This window comes from Bauldia litoralis (assembly GCF_900104485.1).
GTDB lineage: Bacteria > Pseudomonadota > Alphaproteobacteria > Rhizobiales > Kaistiaceae > Bauldia > Bauldia litoralis.
This window is the reverse complement of sequence record NZ_FMXQ01000007.1, coordinates 172,234-188,603: the sequence shown is the minus strand read 5'-3', so window position 1 is coordinate 188,603 and position 16,370 is coordinate 172,234. Positions and strand designations below refer to the sequence as shown.

The following is a 16,370-nucleotide window of genomic DNA, read 5'->3' as shown; positions in this document are numbered from 1 at the left end:
GCGCTCGCGCACCGTTACCGGCCCATCCCTCCATTGACGGACCTTTCCATGAACGCTCCCCTTTACGACATCCCCGTCACGCGCATCGACGGCAAGGAGACCACGCTGGCCGACTACGCCGGCGAGGTCCTGCTGATCGTCAATGTCGCCTCGAAATGCGGGAAGACGCCGCAATATGCCGGGCTCGAGAAGCTTCACGCCGATTACGGCAAGCGCGGCCTCGCCGTCCTCGGCTTCCCCTGCAACCAGTTCGGCGGCCAGGAGCCGGGCACCGAAGCCGAGATTCTCGATTTCTGCCGGACGATCTACGGCGTCGACTTCCCGATGTTCGCCAAGCTCGACGTCAAGGGACCGGACCAGCACCCGCTCTATCACCTGCTGAGCGAGGCGCAGCCGACCCGCATCGTGCCGCCCGGCAAGGAGCACAAGCCCGGTGCCGAGGTCCGCTGGAATTTCGAGAAATTCGTCGTCGGTCGCGATGGCAGCGTCGCCGCCCGTTTCGACCCCGACGTGACGCCGGAGGACGACATCCTCATCCAGGCGATCGAGCACGAACTCGCCAAGCCGGCCTGACCGGCAGCCCTATCGCCGACCGGTGACCCGGTCGACGGCGGCCAGGCCGATCACTCAAGACGGCCAAGGACACAAGCCCGCCCCCGCCAGGCCGTCCCGTCAGGCTAGTTGACGAAGGCCGAGACGGCGGTGTCGAAGGACAGGGTCGCCATGAAGCGGGCGCCGCAGGCGTGACGCGACATCAGCGCGTAGCAATCGCCCTTTGACAGGTCGCTGTCGGTGTAGCGCAGGTCGAGCGTCACGGTTTCGTTCCAGCTCCAGTACACGCCGGCATTCCAGGTCGTGTAGTCGGGCAGGTCGAGCTTGTCGGCGAAGCCCTGGTAGCCAACCGCGGCCGAGACGCCGACATCGCCGAACAGCGCGTAGTCGACCGATGCCTCGACATAGGTCGCCGTGTCGCCGCCCTGTGAATAGTCGGGCGCGAAATAGACATTGCCGCCGAGCGTCAGCGACTCCGTCGCATAGTATTCGGCCAGCGCGTAGATCTCGCCGTAGTCCGGCGAGGTGTCGGCTGCATAGAAATAGTGGGCATAGCCGATATCGAAGGCGGCGTTGTCGAGTTCCGGGCGGAAGCCGACAGTCGCGTCGATCTCGGCGTCGGGCGTGTAGAAGTCGACATTCGACGCCCACACCCCGGCGTAGAAGATGCCGTAGTCGAATTCGACATAGCCCTGCACCGCAGGGTCGCCGTCCGTCTGGGAGATGCCGCGATAGACGTAGTCGTTGGTGACCGCGGCGCCGAAGGCTATGTCGAACATGTCGCCAAAGCCTTCGGCGCCTGCCGTGGACGTCATCGCCAAGATGGCGACGCCAGCGCTCAGCCCCCTGATCGCCTTTGCCGCACCACAGCCGGTCATTGCCCCATCCGCCCCGAGTCCGCTTGTGGAATGACTAGGCCTTCAAGGACGCCGTGGCGCAAGCGGGAAGATGGCAGCCGACTTACTATCGGAACGACTGTTGCAGGTCGGACACAGGGGCGATCGCCCGCCGCGACTGGCTTAGCGCAGCCCCTCGAGCATCGTCCTGATGCCGCTGGCCAGGTAGATCGCATCCGGCCCCAACGCGACGAAGTGGTAGCCGACGTCGGTAAAATACCGCGCCCGCACCGGATCGGCGCCGAAGGCGCAGGCGATCTTGCCGTGGGCGCGGGCACGGGCGGCGATCCGACGGATCGGCTCGTCCATCCAGTCGGCGGCCGGCGCGACCTCCTTGCCGCCCGACAGGGTCAGCGACAGGTCCGACGGCCCCATGAAGACGCCGTCAATTCCTTCGACGGCGAGGATCTCGTCGAGCAGGTCGAGCGCCTGCTTTGTCTCGACCATGGCGAAGGCAAGCGTCGCGTCGTTGGCGGTGGCGAGTTGGGTGGCCGCGTCGGGAATGCCCTGAAGCGACAGGGCCCGCGCCGGACCCCAGCTGCGCTCGCCGAGCGACGGGTACTTGGTCGCGGCGACCAGCGCGCGGGCATCGGCGACCGAATTGATCATGGGTGCGATCACCGCCTCTGCCCCCATGTCGAGGGCGCGGCTTGCCATGGCGAAATCACCGACTGGCACCCGCACCCCGGCCGGCTTTCCGGCATGGACGATGCCGCCGATCGAGCGCATGACCGATACCGGATCATGCAGGCCGTGCTGCATGTCGACACAGACGCAATCGAAGGCCTGGCGCGCGGCGGTCTCGGCGATCAACGGTTCCGGGGTAGCGATCCAGCCGGAATAGATGCTGTCGCCGGCCCGCAGCCGGGCGGCCAGTGTCGGCTTTCCCATCATGGAGCCCCGGCTCCGGGGTGATCGCGGCCTACTTGCCCGCCTCGATCTGCGCGATCGCGGTGGCCAGCAGATCGTTCATCGTGCGCCGGATCTGGTGGTCGGACTGTTCGACGTTGCCCGCATCGAAGTCCTGGCGAACCTTGCGGAAGACATCTTCGTCGCCGGCTTCCTCAAAATCCGCGGCGACCACTTCCTTGGCATAGGCCTCGGCGTCGGCCCCGGATTTGCCGAGCTTTTCCGCCGCCCAGAGGCCGAGCAACTTGTTGCGGCGCGCCTCGGCCTTGAAGCGGAGTTCAGCGTCATGCGCGAACTTTGCCTCGAAGGCGTCCTCTCGCTTGTCAAACGTCGTCATGGGTCACTCCTCAATCGCGCATTCGCGGCCTTGCATATCCCGCGGCCGGTCCTAAATCAACGCTGCCCGTCGCCGCATCCCGGTGGCTCCAGGCCCTTCTCCTTCGCGGCGATTGTGCAACCCCGGCCGATGGAATATGGTCTGCCGCAAGAGGATGTCGCCCCCCTACGAGTCGGCCGTACGTTATTGAATAATCACGGCTATATTGAATGCACCCTGCCCTATGGATTTCCTCAAACCTCGGTATGTCCCCATGAATCGGCGCCGTCGCATCTACGAAGGAAAGGCCAAGATCCTTTTCGAGGGTCCCGAGCCGGGTACGCTTGTCCAGTTTTTCAAGGACGACGCCACCGCCTTCAACAAGAAGAAGCAGGAAGTCGTCGACGGCAAGGGCGTGCTGAACAACCGGATTTCCGAGCATATTTTCAATCATCTCAACCGGATGGGCATCCCGACCCATTTCATTCGCCGGTTGAATATGCGCGAGCAACTCATTCGTGAAGTTGAGATTATTCCGCTTGAGATCGTGATCCGCAACGTCGCGGCCGGTTCGCTCTCGAAGCGCCTCGGCATCGAGGAAGGCACCGCGCTGCCCCGCTCGATCATCGAATTCTACTACAAGAATGACGAACTCGAGGACCCGATGGTCACCGAGGAGCACATCACCGCCTTCGGCTGGGCGACGCCGCAGGAAATCGACGACATCATGGCGCTTGCCATCCGGGTCAACGACTTCCTCGCCGGGTTGTTTCTCGGGGCCGGTATCCAGCTTGTCGACTTCAAGATGGAATGCGGTCGGCTGTGGGAAAACGACATGATGCGGATCGTCGTCGCCGACGAGATTTCGCCGGATTCCTGCCGTCTCTGGGACGTCCAGACCAAGGACAAGCTCGACAAGGACCGTTTCCGCCGCGACATGGGCGGGCTGGTCGAGGCCTATACCGAAGTCGCTCGCCGGCTCGGCATCCTGGTCGAGCAGGAACGCCCCAAGGGCGGCGGTCCCGTCCTGGTCCAGTAAAGAGGCTGCCGGTTCCTTGAAGGCTCGCGTTACCGTCACGCTCAAATCCGGCGTCCTTGACCCGCAGGGCAAGGCGATCGAGGGAGCGCTCGGCTCTCTCGGCTTTGCCGGGGTTTCCGGCGTCCGCCAGGGCAAGGTGTTCGATTTCGACATCGCCGAGACCGACCCGGCGACGGCCGCCAACCTGCTGCAGGACATGTGCGAGAAGCTTCTCGCCAATACGGTGATCGAGGACTACCGGATCGAGATGGTCTGACGGATCAACCGTCCAGCATCGTTCCGCCCTTCTCCCGCTTTTCTGACGCCATATTCCGCAGGCATGACCGTCCTTGAGGGGACGTGAAACCGACAGGTTCGCCATGCCAACCCTGCCCCTTGCGGCTGCCATCGCCTTTCTCGCCCTTGCCGCCCTGCCCTTTGCCGCCGCGGCGGACGACCCGCCGCCGGATGCGGTCATCGCCATCGGCGGTCTCGACCTCCGGTACGATCCCCATCAGTGGCAGGTCGAAACCAGCGACGCCCCCACGGTGGTCTCCTGCATCGACGACGATTGCCGCGACACGTCGGTGGCGGTGACGATGGATCCGGACGCCGATCCCGAAAGCTGCAGCGAAACGGCGATGCTGGCGCGCTTCGGACTCGGCTTCGACGATATCGGCATCTCGACCGGCGACGGCCTGACCGCGAGCCGCATCGTCAACGACCTTATCCTGCACGAAGCCCGCATGGACTTCGGCTGCCGCAATCTCGCTGGCGGGCCCGTCGTTGCGTGCACCCGCCACGCCGGGATCACCTATCGCTTCGACGCGCCCGGCAATCATTGCCGGACCAGTTGGCATCACGAGGAAATCGTCGCCGATCTCCTGTCGGGCCTGAGCCCACGATGATCCGCCGTCTGTTTCCGGTGCCCGCGCTCCGCCCGCCAGTTGGTCACCGATCCCTGAACGCGGCGATTTTGCCCCTTCCGAAACCCGCAGAATCGTCTATTCGGTAGGGCATGAAATCCGCAGTCGTCGTCTTTCCCGGCTCCAATCGCGAGCGCGACATGATCGCCGCGCTTGCCACGATCACCGGCCAGCCGCCGGCCGTCGTCTGGCACACCGAAACCGACCTGCCGCCCGCCGACCTGATCGTCCTGCCTGGCGGCTTCTCCTATGGCGACTATCTCCGCTCCGGCGCCATCGCCGCGCGCTCGCCGGTGATCCGCGCCGTCAAGGAGCGGGCCGATGCCGGCGTTCCGGTGCTCGGCATCTGCAACGGCTTCCAGATCCTCTGCGAGGCGGGTCTGCTGCCGGGCGCGCTGATGCGCAACGCCAGCCTGCGTTTCGTCTGCCGCGAGGTGCATTTGCGCGTCGAAACGGTCCGCTCGGTCTTCACCCGCAACTACGCGGCCGGCCAGACGATCCGCTGTCCGGTCGCCCATGGCGACGGCAACTATCGCTGCGACGAGGCGACGCTTGCCACTCTCCGGGGCGATGACCGTATCGCCTTCCGCTATGTCGATGCCGAAGGTGCGGCCACCGACGCGGCCAATCCGAACGGCTCGGTCGACAGCATCGCCGGAATCCTTAATCCCAAGCGCAACGTGCTGGGCATGATGCCGCATCCGGAAAACCTCATCGAGGCGATCCAGGGCGGGATCGACGGACGCGGGTTGTTCGAAAGCGTGATGGGCGAAACGGCCGCTGCCTGAGGTTTCGCCGCTCCGCCGTGGTCTTCGTCCCCGGGAACGGCGGTTTCAGCCTCCTCTTTGCACCCCGACTTCCACCGCTTTGCGTTGGTCAGGAGCGGTCCGTCACGCGCCGCAAAACCTGGAACCGGGCATGCAGCCTGATGCGCCGCGATGCGATCAGACACCCCCGGCATTCTCCGGCTACGAAAAATCGCGATAAAGAAGTCATCGATTCGATTGAAAAATTCCTCTTAGGCGCCCAAGTAATCCCCTGACAGAGGGGCTGCCGTGCGGGAACTGCGTTTCGATCGAAGCTTCATCGTGACCATGGCGATCGGCATCGCCGTGATCGATCTGCTTGTCGTGGGCTACGGGCTCGCCTTCGGCTTCCGCCGGATGGCGCGCGAGGATGGGTTGCTCGAACTCGCCCAACTCGTGGCGCTGGCGGTGTCCGCCATCGGATTCATCGCCCTCATCCCGCGGGTGCGGCATGGCGGCAGGATTGTCGCGTCTGGCGCCGCGGCGCTCAGCATCCTGTTCTTCTTCCGCGAATTCGAAACGCCGATCGACAATCCCGTCCTCGACTACATGTCGAACGATCCATTCCTCTACCTCCTGTCGGTCGTGCTCGGCGCCTTCGTCATCTGGCAGATCGCCGCCAACTGGGCGCATGTTCCCGCCTTCCTTGGCTGGCTGGTCCGGCTGGGATGGTGGCCGTGGCTGGCTGCGGGCGTGATGCTCATCATCGGCAGCGCGTTCGAGGCCATGCACATGATGTTCCTTGAGGAACTCTTCGAGCTGAATGCCGACGCCGTTTTCGCGATCATCGCGGTGACCGCCCTCGGCCGCACCCTTGGATCCGCCCGCTCCCCGGTCGGCGCGCATCTGGTCCGCTGACGCAGCCATCGGCCGCCGGACGTTTTTCTTCGCATCCGCATCACCGGCGGGATTTCCGGGCCGCCTTCGTTACCCGTATCGCTCACTGTCGCCCGACTTTGCGGCCGGCCTTGAATTTGCCATCGAAATCAGGCTGTTTCGATAATCGAGACGATGAACGATCGCAGGGGGACGAGGTCTTGCCGAAGGGCGACCGATTGAACACCAAGGCCGCCGCGCAACCGGTCCTGCGACCCGTGTTGCCGAGCGCCGAACGGCAAGGCCGCATACCGATTCTTCACCGCATCCCGGCACTGTGCCTGGCGCTGGCCTTTTGCATCGCGGCCGCGCCCCTCGCCTTCGCCAAGGATGTCCCGACTCCACGTATCTCGCCGCTCAAGCTCGAGGCCCAGGACGGCGACGCGCTGGCAGAGGGCGAATCCTTCGCCGTCGGCAGTCCCGACGAGCCCGTCGATACGTCGATCATCCCGCCTTCCGGTCCGAACGGCGAGTCCGCCGACTTTTTTGCGGTCGACGGCCTGGGGGAAATCGCCGGCGACCAGCCCCTCCAACTGATGCCGCTGGATCCCTCGGCGGCTCCGGCTGACGGCCCGATCGACCTCAACGCCGTCGCCCGAAGAGCCGACCCGCTTGGCAGCGTGGCGCCGTCGGACGATGACCGCGTCCTCGGCACCCTGACCATCGAGGCGCGGCTGACCGAGGATGGCGCCCCGATCCAGTCCGGCATGGTCTGGCGCGTCTTTCGCAAGAAACCCAATCGCCAGGGCAAGCTCCCCCTCGTCGGCGAAGCCAATGGTGGCCCGGTGACGCTGAAGCTGCGGCCCGGCGAATACGCGGTCCACGCCTCCTATGGCCGCGCCGGATTCATCAAGAATGTCACCGTCAGCGAGGCGCCGTCGGCCGAGACCATCGTCCTCAATGCTGGCGGGCTTCGCCTCGCCGCGCTGGTCGGCAAGGACAGGCCGCTGCCCACGAACGACGTGCGCTTCGACATATACGCATCCGACGAGACGGGCGTCGCCGAACGCATCCTCCTGGCCGAGAATGTCCCGCCGACGCGAACCATCAGCCTCAACGCGGGCATCTATCACGTCGTGTGTCGCTACGGTGACGCCAATGCGGTGGTGCGCGCCGACATCCGCGTCGAGCCCGGCAAGCTCACCGAAGCCGCTGTCTACCAGAAGGCGGCGCGGCTGACCCTGAAGCTGGTCGAGGAGCATGGCGGCGAGGCGCTCGCCAACACGTCCTGGTCGGTGGTGACGCCGGCCGGAGAAAGCGTTGTCGAGAGCGTCGGCGCATTCCCCTCCGTGGTACTTTCGGCCGGCGAATACACAGCAATTGCTAAACATGACGACAAGATTTTCGAAAGGAATTTCGCGGTAGAGCCCGGTCTCAATCGCGACGTGGAAGTGCTCGCCCAGGCAAACTAGCGCGAGACATCAGAGCGCCCTTGCGGCGTGGAAATGGTCCCGCTTCGGCGGCAGCGGTGACCTGCATTGGCATCCCGACCATCTGGAATGCCTGACCGTGCCCTGCGCCGGCCCGTTGCGCCGGTGTTGGCCCATGACGTCAACGAGGAGGATCGAGAATGCCCATCCAGAAGAAAGACATCTACGTGCCGACGATGCCGGCCATCACCTATTCCGGCCCCGGCGTGCGGTGGAAGATCAAGGAAGGCGTCGACGTCGGCACCGCGACGGGCCCGGCAACCATTTTCAGCACCCACGCCAACAGCAAGTTGGTCAACCAGGGCTACGTTTACTCCTACGAAGCGTTCGCGATCGCCTTCGCCGAGAACAACGCGAAGATCACCAACAAGGAAACCGGGGTCATCAACGGCCAACAGGCCGGCGCCTACATCGCGACGGCCACCGGCACCAAGGCCACGGTCATGAACGACGGCAAGATCATCGGCGGCGGCGTCGGCGTCTACAGCGTCGGCCCCGGCGACCTCAAGGTCGAGAATACCGGCGATATCAACGGCGTCTCGGCCGGAATCTACGCGCTTGTCCTGAATGCGGGATCGAAGCCTGGCCCGGACATCGTCAACGACGGCTCGATAGTCGGCGACGTTGCCGGGATCTATTCAGTCGCCACCGGCTTGCGGACCACCATCACCAACAAGAGCGACGGGCTGATCGAAGGCGGCACTGTCGACGGCGCCCCTTCAGGCGCAGCGATTGGAATCCTCGGCGGTTCGTTCAAGCTCACGAACGACGGCAAGATTAAGGGGGACATCCTGTCTACCGACTTTGCCAATGACAAGGTCGTCAACTCGGGCAAGATCAAGGGCGATGTCTATCTCGGAGCTGGCAACGATACCTACAAGAGCAAGGACGGCAAGGCCGGCTTGCTCAACGGCCAGGAGGGCAACGACAAGTTCGTCCTTGGATCGAAGGCCGACAAGCTGGTCTTCGACACCGCGCTGAACGCGGCCACCAATGTCGACCGGGTCAAGAACTTCGAGCACGGCAAGGACCAGGCTTTTCTGGACCAGACGATCTTCACCGCGCTCTCCGGCCCCGGCCAGTTGCTGAACTCGGAGTTCCGCAAGGGCGCCTCGGCACAGGATGCCGACGACCACATCATCTACCAGAAGGGCACGGGCGCTCTTTTCTACGATGCCGACGGCACCGGCGGCATCGCCCAGGTCAAGTTCGCCCAGTTCGACGCCGGCCAGAAACTGACCGCGTCCGACTTCGTCGTCATCGCCTGAGGCGACGACCGACCAGTCGATCGGAAATGCATGAATCAGAAGGCCCGGGATGCGGCGTCGCATCCCGGGCCTTTGTCGTTCAGCCCTTGGCGGCGATAGCGCGCTTGCGATCCGGCGGCGTCGCCTCGTCGACCAGCCCCGCCACCGCCTCGTCGAGCGACATCGCCTTCTGATGCTTCTCGCCAAGCCGGCGGATGTTGACGCTGCCCTCTTCGGCCTCGCGCTGTCCGCAGACGAGGATCGCCGGCACCTTGGCCAGCGAATGCTCCCGGACCTTGTAGTTGATCTTTTCGTTGCGAAGATCCGCCTCGGCCCGGATGCCGGCCGCCTCCAGCCGCTCCAGCACAGAACGCGCATAGTCGTCGGCGTCGGAGGTGATGGTGGCGACCACCACCTGGACCGGCGACAGCCACAGCGGCAGATGCCCGGCATAGTGCTCGAGCAGGATGCCGAGGAAGCGCTCCATCGACCCGCAGATCGCCCGGTGGATCATCACCGGCGTCTTCTTCTCGCCGTCTGAATCGACGTAGAAGGCGCCGAAGCGTTCCGGCAGGTTGAAGTCGACCTGGGTGGTGCCGCACTGCCAGTCGCGACCGATCGCGTCGCGCAGCACATACTCGAATTTCGGCCCGTAAAAGGCGCCCTCGCCCGGGTTGATGCCGGTCTCTATGCGGCCCTCCGACTGCTTTTCGATGTCGCCGAGGACCCTGGTCATGATCTCCTCGGCCCGGTCCCACGCCTCGTCGCTGCCGACCCGCAATTCCGGCCGGGTCGAGAGCTTGACCACCACCTTGTCGAAACCGAAATCGGCATAAGTCGACAGGATCAGGTCGTTGATCCGCAGGCATTCGGCCGCCATCTGCTCCTCGGTGCAGAAGACATGGGCATCGTCCTGGGTGAAGCCGCGCACCCGCATCAGGCCATGCAGCGCGCCGGACGGCTCGTAGCGATGGACGACGCCGAATTCCGCCATCCGGAGCGGCAGGTCGCGGTAGCTCTTCAGGCCATGCTTGAAGATCTGGATATGGCCGGGACAGTTCATCGGCTTGATGGCGAAGGTCCGGTGATCGTCGGTATCCTCGCCGGCCGACTCCGCCTGGAACATGTTCTCGCGGAACCAGTTCCAGTGGCCCGAGGTCTCCCACAGCGACTTGTCAAGAAGCTGCGGCGCGTTGACCTCGTCATAGGCGCCCTTCAGGCGGCGGCGCATATAGGCGACGATCTCCTGGAAGATCGTCCAGCCCTTGCCGTGCCAGAAGACGGTGCCCGGCCCCTCCTCCTGGAAGTGGAAGAGGTCCATCTCGCGGCCGAGGCGGCGATGGTCGCGCTTCTCCGCCTCCTCCAGCATATGGAGATAGGCGTCGAGTTCTTCCTTGTTGTGCCAGGCGGTGCCGTAGATGCGGGTCAGCATCGGGTTGTTGGAATCGCCGCGCCAGTAGGCGCCGGCCACCTTGGTCAGCTTGAAGGCATTGCCGACCTGCCCGGTCGAGGCCAGGTGCGGCCCGCGGCAGAGATCGAACCAGTCGCCCTGGTAGTAGATCTTGAGGTCCTGGCCTTCCGGGATCGCATCGATCAGCTCGACCTTGTAGGCCTCGCCCTTGTCGTTGAAGACCTGCTTGGCCTTGTCGCGCGACCACACTTCCTTGGTGAAGGGCGCGTTGCGCTGGATGATCTCGCGCATCTTCGCCTCGATCGCCGGCAGGTCCTCGGTGGTGAAGGGCTGGTTGCGGGCGAAGTCGTAGAAGAAGCCGTTGTCGATCACCGGGCCGATGGTGACCTGGGTGCCGGGAAACAGCTCCTGCACCGCCTCGGCCATGACATGGGCGGCGTCGTGGCGGATCATCTCCAGCGCACGGGGATCGTCGCGGGTGACGATCTCGATCCGCGCATCACCGGCAATGGGATCGGACAGGTCGGCGATCTCGCCGTCCAGCGCCACCGCCACCGCCTTCTTGGCGAGCGACTTGGAAATGCCTTCGGCCACCGCGCGCCCGGTGACGCCGGCATCGAACTCGCGAACGGAATCGTCCGGAAAGGTCAGTTTGATCATTTGCTTTCTCCTGCTCACTCCCGCGTACGAGCGCGGGTAAGCGCTGGATGGAGGCCCAGGGTGGGCCGACACGGCCGGTAAGTGGCCCGAACCCGAGGCCCCGTCAAGAGGTTGGGGAGACAGCAAGGCCGCGATCCTATTGACTTGGGCTGGCGGATGCCGGAAATCGCCGGCAGAATCCGATGTTGGGCAATCCGGTCGTGCGGGCTGAGTTTTCTGCGAACGCAGCGCCGCTCCGGCAACTATCCGAGTGCCATGAGCGAAGACGAGGCCCGTTCCGAGGAATTGCTGCGGCGCATTGCGACGCTCGAGCAGGCGCTCGCGCGCAGCGAGGCGCGGTTCCGTGCGTTCACCGATGCGGTCCCCCATCATGTCTGGACCTCGCGTCCGGACGGAATGCTCGATTGGTTCAATCCGCGCGTCTACGAATATAGCGGTGCCAGGCAAGGCGAACTCGATGGCGAGGGCTGGGCCGGCATCGTCCATCCCGATGACCTCGCCGCCGCCGCGAAAGGCTGGGCCGAAGCCCTCGTTGCCGGCCAGTTCTACCAGGTCGAATTCAGGCTGCGCCGGCACGACGGCGTCTATCGGCATCACATCGCCCGCGCGGTCCCGATCTACGACCGGTCCGGCACCCTCGTGCAGTGGATCGGCACCAACACCGACATCGACGACCAGATGCGCGACGCGCAGGCACTCCGGCAAAGCGAGACCCGGCTGAAACTCGCCCAATACGCGGCCGGCATCGCCTCGATCGAGATCGACATCGAGGCCGGCACGATCTCCGGTTCGGAGGCTTTCTGGGAGATGTGGGGGCTGTCTCCCCGGGAAAAGGCCCCGCTCGCCATGTTCGAGGCCATGGTCGTGCCGGAAGACCAGCACCTCCGCTCCAACGCTCGGAACCGGGCCGACGGCTCAGCGAGCCCGAGCGCCGAATACCGCATCCGGCGGGGCGACACCGGCGAGATCCGCTGGCTCGCGCGGCATATCGACTTCACACGCGGCATCACCGGGACGCCGACCAGGATGTTCGGCGTCATCCAGGACATCACCGAGCGCAAGCAGGCCGAGGCGCGCCAGGAGATGCTGACCCACGAACTCGAGCACCGGATCAAGAACATCCTCGCGACGGTTTCGGCGATTGCCTCGAAAACCTTGCGGAACACCGATCTCGACTCGGCGCGCGAGGCACTCGCCGAGCGGCTTCGGGCGCTGGCCAATGCCCATGACATCCTGACCTTCCGCAAATGGACGGAGGCATCGGTCGCGGAAGTCGTCGAAAGCACGCTGTCGGCCTTTGCCAAACAGACAACCTTCACCGGGCCATCGGTGTCGCTCGACCCGAAGAAGGCCTTGTCACTGGCGCTCGCCGTCAATGAACTCGCCACCAACGCGCAGAAATACGGCGCGCTGTCGGTCGAAGGCGGCCGGGTCGAGGTGTTGTGGCGCATCGACGACGAGGCCGCGGGTGGCCCGCAATTCACCTGGTCCTGGCGCGAAATTGGCGGGCCGGAGGTGTCGCCGCCGACCCGCCAGGGGTTCGGCACGTTCCTGATCGAGCGCGTCCTAGCTTCGGATTTCGGTGGAAGTGTACGGATCGAATACGCACCCGACGGGGTTGAGTGCGTGTTGACGGCGCCGTCGCCAACACCCCTGTCGTGACGTCTCCTCGAAGGAACCCCGTCCCTTGACTGCCGAATCCCGCTGCATCGTCGTCGTCGAAGACGAAGCGCTGCTTCTGTTCACCATCGCCGACGACCTCCGCCAGGCCGGTTTCGAGGTCCTCGAGGCGAGCGATGCACGGGAAGCCATCGTCCATCTGGAACGGCGCGCCGATGTCGAACTCCTGTTCACCGACATCGACCTGCCCGGTTCCATGGACGGCGTCCGTCTCTCGGCCGTGGTTCGCGAGCGGTGGCCGCATATCAAGATCGTCGTCACCTCCGGCAAGCATCGGCCGGACCGCCGCGGCATGCCCGAAGGAAGCCTTTTCATCGGCAAGCCCTACCTGCCCGGTCCCCTCGCCCGGACGATTCACGGATTGCTCCCATAAGCCGCCCGGCTGCCTCCCCCCAACCGGACGATCGCCGGCATCCGGCCTGCCCCGTGCAGTTGCCGCCGATGCGGTCGAAGGTTGCATTGGCGGGGGTATTTGCTAACAGGCGGGGACCGAATGAAGCGCGACCCGGTGTAATGGACGAGTTGAGATCAATTCTGAGAACCGGGACAGCCCGGGAGCACGCCCGTCTGGACGGCGCCATCGGCGCTGGGCCGCTTGACCGGCCGGAGCATTATCGTCGCTTCCTGGCGATGCATGGATCCGTGTTGCCGACGCTTGAGCGCCGTCTCGAAGCGGCCGGCATCGGCGCGTTGCTGCCGGACTGGCATGAGCGGCGCCGACGCATGGCGCTGGCCGCGGACCTCGCGGCGCTGGGGATTTCCGTGATCGGCGATGAGGCTGTCGATCTCGGCCCGGACGAGACCTCCCCCGCGGCGATTGCCGGCGCGGCCTATGTTCTGGAGGGCTCGCGCCTCGGCGGACGCGTCCTGCGCAAGACCCTGCCGGACGACGACCGCCCTGCGCCGACCGCATTCCTCGACCATGGCATCGGCAAGCCCCTGTGGCCGACCTTCGTCGACCGCCTCGCGACACTCGATCTCGACGACGCCGCAGCCGATCGGGCCGTCCTCGCCGCGCGCGGCGTATTCGCTGCCTATGAGCGCGCCTTCCAAAGGGCTGCCCGGCCCGTCGCCGCTTTCGCCGGCGCATGACTGGAGCCAAACCGATAAACAGCCTCGGCCAAACCGTCGACCTGACCAATTGCGATCGTGAGCCGATCCACCTCCTCGGCATGATCCAGAGTCACGGCTGCTTGCTGGTGCTGTCGGAGACGCTCGCCGTCCTTCATGCCTCGGAGACGGCGGAAGCCTGGTTCCGCAAGGCGACGAGCGATCTGATCGGCACGTCCGTCGAAGACCTTCTCCCTCCCGCCGCCTTCAGCAGCCTGAAGCGTGCGCTGTCCCAACTGCGATCGACGACGCAGGTGGAGCGGGACTTCGGCCTCGAACTGGCGACAGGACAGGTGGCCGACATGGCGGTCCACGTTACCGGGCGGACGATCATCGTCGAATTCGAGCCGTCCGGCGACGACACCCAGCGCAGCGACGAACTGGTGCGCAGCGCCATGGTCCGGCTCGGCGAGGCCCGTGGCGTCAAGGAGGTCCTCGACGAGACGACCCGTGTCGTCCGCCAGCTCATCGGCTACGACCGGGTGATGGTCTACCGCTTCCTCGATGACGGCACTGGCGAGGTCGTTGCGGAAGACAAGATCGACGGCCTTGAGCCGTTTCTCGGGTTGCGCTATCCGCCGACCGACATTCCGCGCCAGGCGCGCGAGCTCTACAAGCGCAACCTGATCCGCTCGATCGCCGATGTCGGCGACCGGCCTTCGCTGATCCAGCCGCCGGCGGCGGAGCCGGTCGACCTCTCCTTCAGCGTCCTGCGCAGCGTCTCGCCGATCCATATCGAATACCTCACCAACATGGGCGTCGGCGCATCGATGTCGCTGTCGATCATGCGCGGCGACGACCTGTGGGGCCTTGTCGCCTGCCATCACATGACGCCGCGCCAGTTGTCCCTGCGCACGCGCAGCCAGGCCGAGCTCTTTGCCCGGATGCTGTCGCTGCTGCTCGAAAGCCGTGAACAGGCCGCCCAGGTTGTCGACGAGCAGCGGGTCCAGGCCCTGCACGGCCGGATGATGACCGCGGTTTCGCGAGACACCAAGGCGGCCAGCATCATCGATCTTGCGCCCGAACTGACCCGGCTGCTGCCGTCGGACGGCATCGGCGTATGGATCGACGATGGCGCTGCCCTGTGGGGCCAGACACCGAGCCCGGAGGAGTTTTCGGGCATCGTCCGGTTCCTGAACCAGAAAGCCGACGGGTCGATCTACGCCACCCGGAACCTCGCGGAGGTCTATCCCCGCGCCGCGGACTTCTCTGGCCGCGCCGCCGGCCTGATGGCGATTCCGCTATCGCGCGAGTCGCGGGACTATCTCGTCCTCTTCCGCCGCGAGGTGGTGAGCAAGGTGGTATGGGCCGGCAATCCCGAAAAGCCGGCGCAGCTCGGCCCGAACGGCGTTCGCCTGACGCCGCGCAAGAGCTTCGAGGCCTGGCAGGAGATGGTGCGCGGCGAGTCCGACCCGTGGAAGGGCAACGAGCGCCGCATCGCCGAGGTGCTGCGCTCGACGATCCTCGAGGTCATCCTGCGCCTGACCAGCGAAGCCGAGGCCGACCGTCGGCGCGCCCAGGAAAAGCAGGACCTGCTGATCGCCGAACTCAATCATCGCTCGCGCAACATGCTCGGCCTGGTGCGCAGCATCATCCGCCAGAGCCGCGCCGGCCATGCGACAACCGAGGAGTATGTCGCTGTCCTCGGCGACCGCATCCAGGCGCTGGCCCGGGCGCATGACCAGATCACCGATCGACACTGGTCTCCGGTATCGGTCCGTGGGCTGGTCGAGGCGGAGGCCGATGCCTACCTCAACGGCAACCCCGACCGGCTTGTCGTCGAAGGCGATGACGCGCTGATCGACCCGACCGCCTTTTCGTCGCTGGCCCTGGTCATCCACGAGATGATGACCAACGCCACCAAATATGGCGCGCTCAAGGTCCCGACCGGCCGGGTGACCGTAGCGCTCTCCCGCGACTCCGGTGGGCGGCTGGTCGTCGACTGGACCGAGCGCGGCGGACCGCCCGTCCAGGCACCGAAGCGCCGCGGTTTCGGCTCGACCATCATCGAGCGCTCGATCCCCTTCGACCTCAAGGGCGAGGCCGACATCCACCACGAGCTGGCCGGCGTGCGCGCCCGCTTCGTCATTCCGGCGAACTATGCCCATGACGCCGAACCGGCTGGCGCTGGCGCCAGGAACCAGCCTGCGCACGTTGGCGCCCTGTCCGGCCATATCCTGATCGTCGAGGACAACCTGCTCGTCGCCATGGACGCCGAGGACATCGCCAAGGATCTCGGGGCGACGTCCATCGAAACGGCTGCCGATACCGCCGCCGCGCTGACCGCGATAGAAGCCCGCCGTCCCGATTTCGCCCTGCTCGACATCAACCTCGGCAGCGAGACAAGCCTTCCGGTTGCGAAGCTGCTCAGGGAACTCGGCGTGACCTTCGCCTTCGTCACCGGCTACGGCGAGCGCGCCGGGCTGCCGCCGGATTTCGACGACGTGCCGCGCCTGTCCAAACCCTTCACGCCGGACTCGTTTCGCGACTTCCTGACCCGTTTCGCCGCTTAGGTCCCGACGCTCGCGAAGTT

Annotated in this window: 16 protein-coding genes; 12 read left to right on the top strand and 4 right to left on the bottom strand. The window is 65.4% G+C overall.

The annotated features are described in order from the left end of the window. The first annotated feature begins 48 nt into the window (after positions 1-48). The gene (locus BLT60_RS17125) at positions 49-573 is read left to right on the top strand and encodes a glutathione peroxidase (RefSeq protein ID WP_090878209.1); all 525 of its coding nucleotides are present in this window, start codon (positions 49-51) and stop codon (positions 571-573) included. A 104-nt stretch (positions 574-677) separates the two neighbouring features. On the opposite strand, the gene BLT60_RS17120 is transcribed toward BLT60_RS17125, so the two are convergent. The 3 genes from BLT60_RS17120 to BLT60_RS17110 all read right to left on the bottom strand — a co-directional run bounded on the left by BLT60_RS17120 (position 678) and on the right by BLT60_RS17110 (position 2,694). Next, positions 678-1,430 carry a TorF family putative porin gene (locus tag BLT60_RS17120; RefSeq protein WP_090878207.1) on the bottom strand — a complete coding sequence of 251 codons (753 nt, stop codon included), beginning with the start codon at positions 1,428-1,430 and terminating at the stop codon, positions 678-680. Between the two features lie 141 nt (positions 1,431-1,571). Continuing rightward, positions 1,572-2,339 carry an HpcH/HpaI aldolase family protein gene (locus BLT60_RS17115; RefSeq protein ID WP_090878205.1) on the bottom strand — a complete coding sequence of 256 codons (768 nt, stop codon included), beginning with the start codon at positions 2,337-2,339 and terminating at the stop codon, positions 1,572-1,574. A 31-nt stretch (positions 2,340-2,370) separates the two neighbouring features. Continuing rightward, positions 2,371-2,694 carry a DUF1476 domain-containing protein gene (locus BLT60_RS17110; protein ID WP_090878203.1) on the bottom strand — a complete coding sequence of 108 codons (324 nt, stop codon included), beginning with the start codon at positions 2,692-2,694 and terminating at the stop codon, positions 2,371-2,373. 223 nt (positions 2,695-2,917) lie between these two features. Here BLT60_RS17110 and purC point away from each other — a divergent pair, with 223 nt between their 5' ends. The 7 genes from purC (at position 2,918) to BLT60_RS17075 (ending at position 8,997) form a co-directional block, all read left to right on the top strand. Further along, a complete protein-coding gene (gene purC / locus BLT60_RS17105) occupies positions 2,918-3,712 on the top strand; it encodes a phosphoribosylaminoimidazolesuccinocarboxamide synthase (protein WP_090878201.1) in 795 nt (264 codons plus the stop codon). 16 nt (positions 3,713-3,728) lie between these two features. Continuing rightward, positions 3,729-3,968: a phosphoribosylformylglycinamidine synthase subunit PurS gene (gene purS / locus BLT60_RS17100; RefSeq protein ID WP_090878199.1), complete on the top strand. Its 240-nt coding sequence runs from the start codon at positions 3,729-3,731 to the stop codon at positions 3,966-3,968. Between the two features lie 103 nt (positions 3,969-4,071). Beyond that, entirely contained in the window at positions 4,072-4,599 is a 528-nt protein-coding gene (locus BLT60_RS17095) for a hypothetical protein (RefSeq protein WP_090878197.1), read from the top strand. A 110-nt stretch (positions 4,600-4,709) separates the two neighbouring features. Continuing rightward, positions 4,710-5,405: a phosphoribosylformylglycinamidine synthase subunit PurQ gene (gene purQ / locus BLT60_RS17090; RefSeq protein ID WP_090878195.1), complete on the top strand. Its 696-nt coding sequence runs from the start codon at positions 4,710-4,712 to the stop codon at positions 5,403-5,405. A 267-nt stretch (positions 5,406-5,672) separates the two neighbouring features. Further along, positions 5,673-6,281 (top strand): hypothetical protein, encoded by a 609-nt coding sequence (locus BLT60_RS17085; RefSeq protein ID WP_090878192.1) that lies wholly within the window; start codon positions 5,673-5,675, stop codon positions 6,279-6,281. A 197-nt stretch (positions 6,282-6,478) separates the two neighbouring features. Beyond that, positions 6,479-7,711 carry a hypothetical protein gene (locus BLT60_RS17080; RefSeq protein WP_139167874.1) on the top strand — a complete coding sequence of 411 codons (1,233 nt, stop codon included), beginning with the start codon at positions 6,479-6,481 and terminating at the stop codon, positions 7,709-7,711. 158 nt (positions 7,712-7,869) lie between these two features. Further along, positions 7,870-8,997: a calcium-binding protein gene (locus BLT60_RS17075; RefSeq protein ID WP_090878188.1), complete on the top strand. Its 1,128-nt coding sequence runs from the start codon at positions 7,870-7,872 to the stop codon at positions 8,995-8,997. Between the two features lie 79 nt (positions 8,998-9,076). Here BLT60_RS17075 and thrS read toward each other — a convergent pair whose 3' ends face one another. Further along, a complete protein-coding gene (thrS, locus tag BLT60_RS17070; protein ID WP_090878186.1) occupies positions 9,077-11,047 on the bottom strand; it encodes a threonine--tRNA ligase in 1,971 nt (656 codons plus the stop codon). 255 nt (positions 11,048-11,302) lie between these two features. Here thrS and BLT60_RS17065 point away from each other — a divergent pair, with 255 nt between their 5' ends. The 4 genes from BLT60_RS17065 (at position 11,303) to BLT60_RS17050 (ending at position 16,350) form a co-directional block, all read left to right on the top strand. Next, the gene (locus BLT60_RS17065; RefSeq protein ID WP_175478497.1) at positions 11,303-12,709 is read left to right on the top strand and encodes a sensor histidine kinase; all 1,407 of its coding nucleotides are present in this window, start codon (positions 11,303-11,305) and stop codon (positions 12,707-12,709) included. A 25-nt stretch (positions 12,710-12,734) separates the two neighbouring features. After that, a complete protein-coding gene (locus tag BLT60_RS17060) occupies positions 12,735-13,100 on the top strand; it encodes a response regulator (protein WP_090878183.1) in 366 nt (121 codons plus the stop codon). Positions 13,101-13,240: 140 nt separating this feature from the next. Further along, the gene (locus tag BLT60_RS17055) at positions 13,241-13,819 is read left to right on the top strand and encodes a biliverdin-producing heme oxygenase (RefSeq protein WP_175478496.1); all 579 of its coding nucleotides are present in this window, start codon (positions 13,241-13,243) and stop codon (positions 13,817-13,819) included. Then, on the top strand, positions 13,816-16,350 hold the full coding sequence (locus BLT60_RS17050; RefSeq protein ID WP_090878179.1) for an HWE histidine kinase domain-containing protein: 2,535 nt from the start codon (positions 13,816-13,818) through the stop codon (positions 16,348-16,350). Before BLT60_RS17055 ends, BLT60_RS17050 begins: the two co-directional genes overlap by 4 nt. The last annotated feature ends 20 nt before the right edge of the window (positions 16,351-16,370 follow it).

Excerpts from the sequence above, each read along its gene's own strand:
- BLT60_RS17125 (WP_090878209.1), top strand. The coding sequence starts at position 49 with ATGAACGCTCCCCTTTACGACATCCCCGTCACGCGCATCGACGGCAAG.
- BLT60_RS17120 (WP_090878207.1), bottom strand. The coding sequence starts at position 1,430 with ATGACCGGCTGTGGTGCGGCAAAGGCGATCAGGGGGCTGAGCGCTGGC.
- BLT60_RS17115 (WP_090878205.1), bottom strand. The coding sequence starts at position 2,339 with ATGGGAAAGCCGACACTGGCCGCCCGGCTGCGGGCCGGCGACAGCATC.
- BLT60_RS17110 (WP_090878203.1), bottom strand. The coding sequence starts at position 2,694 with ATGACGACGTTTGACAAGCGAGAGGACGCCTTCGAGGCAAAGTTCGCG.
- purC (WP_090878201.1), top strand. The coding sequence starts at position 2,918 with ATGGATTTCCTCAAACCTCGGTATGTCCCCATGAATCGGCGCCGTCGC.
- BLT60_RS17095 (WP_090878197.1), top strand. The coding sequence starts at position 4,072 with ATGCCAACCCTGCCCCTTGCGGCTGCCATCGCCTTTCTCGCCCTTGCC.
- purQ (WP_090878195.1), top strand. The coding sequence starts at position 4,710 with ATGAAATCCGCAGTCGTCGTCTTTCCCGGCTCCAATCGCGAGCGCGAC.
- BLT60_RS17075 (WP_090878188.1), top strand. The coding sequence starts at position 7,870 with ATGCCCATCCAGAAGAAAGACATCTACGTGCCGACGATGCCGGCCATC.
- thrS (WP_090878186.1), bottom strand. The coding sequence starts at position 11,047 with ATGATCAAACTGACCTTTCCGGACGATTCCGTTCGCGAGTTCGATGCC.
- BLT60_RS17065 (WP_175478497.1), top strand. The coding sequence starts at position 11,303 with ATGAGCGAAGACGAGGCCCGTTCCGAGGAATTGCTGCGGCGCATTGCG.
- BLT60_RS17055 (WP_175478496.1), top strand. The coding sequence starts at position 13,241 with ATGGACGAGTTGAGATCAATTCTGAGAACCGGGACAGCCCGGGAGCAC.
- BLT60_RS17050 (WP_090878179.1), top strand. The coding sequence starts at position 13,816 with ATGACTGGAGCCAAACCGATAAACAGCCTCGGCCAAACCGTCGACCTG.